Genomic DNA, 1,111 nt, shown 5'->3' on the forward strand with positions numbered 1-1,111 from the left:
GTGCTGCGGGGCGTCGACTTCGACGTGGCAGCCGGGAGCATCTTCGCTCTGCTCGGCTCGAACGGCGCCGGAAAGACCACGCTGGTGCGGATCCTGTCGACGTTGCTGAAGGCGAACACCGGCACCGCGACCGTCCACGGCTTCGACGTCTCCTCGGCTCCGGGCGACGTACGCAAGTCGATCAGCCTGACCGGCCAGTTCGCCGCAGTCGACGAAGTGCTCACCGGCCGGGAAAATCTGGTCTTAGTCGCGAAGCTCCGCCACCTGAAGAACCCGGGTGCGATCGCCGACGACATGCTCGCCCGCTTCTCGCTCACTGATGCCGGCAACCGCCGGGCGGCGACCTACTCGGGCGGCATGCGCCGGCGGCTGGACATTGCGATGAGCCTTGTCGGCAACCCGCCGGTCGTGTTCCTCGACGAGCCGACCACCGGCCTCGACCCGCAGGCCCGCATCGAGGTCTGGCAGACGGTGAAGCAGCTCGCCAAGGATGGCACCACCATCCTGTTGACCACCCAGTACCTCGACGAGGCCGAGCAACTCGCCGACCGGATCGCGATCCTGCACAAGGGCACGATCATCCAGAACGGCACTCTCGCCGAGCTGAAGCAGCTCCTCCCGTCCGCCAAGGTCGAGTACGTCGAGAAGCAGCCGACCCTCGAGGACGTCTTCCTCGCCCTCGTTGGCGACACCAGTGACACCGCCGACAAGGCAGCCATGTCCGCAGGAGAGGAATCCCGATGACCGCCCACGTCCTCAGCGACACCGGAACCCTCACCGGCCGCTCCCTGCGTCACATCCTCCGCAGCCCGGACACCATCATCACCACAGCGGTCACCCCGGTCGCGCTGATGCTGCTCTTCGTGTACGTGCTGGGCGGAGCCATCAACACCGGATCCGCCGAGTCGTACATCAACTACATGCTCCCGGGCATCCTGCTCATCACGATCGCGTCCGGCATCGCCTACACGGCGTACCGCCTGTTCCTCGACATGCAGGGCGGCATCTTCGAGCGCTTCCAGTCGATGCCGATCCCACGACCCTCCGTGCTCTGGGCGCATGTCCTGACCTCACTCGTCGCCAATCTGGCCTCGCTCGTGATCGTCACAGG

The 1,111-nt window shown here is 66.1% G+C and carries 2 protein-coding genes; both read left to right on the top strand.

The window, feature by feature from the left end; translation table 11 throughout:
* A partial coding sequence (locus ACZ6O2_RS36565) for an ABC transporter ATP-binding protein (RefSeq protein WP_466026229.1) occupies positions 1 to 744 on the top strand: 744 nt, incomplete at its 5' end.
* The coding region (locus ACZ6O2_RS36570; RefSeq protein ID WP_466026230.1) for an ABC transporter permease at positions 741 to 1,111 on the top strand (371 nt) is incomplete at its 3' end. The genes ACZ6O2_RS36565 and ACZ6O2_RS36570, both read left to right, overlap by 4 nt.

The sequence above is a fragment of the Micromonospora sp. NPDC048040 genome (assembly GCF_055587185.1).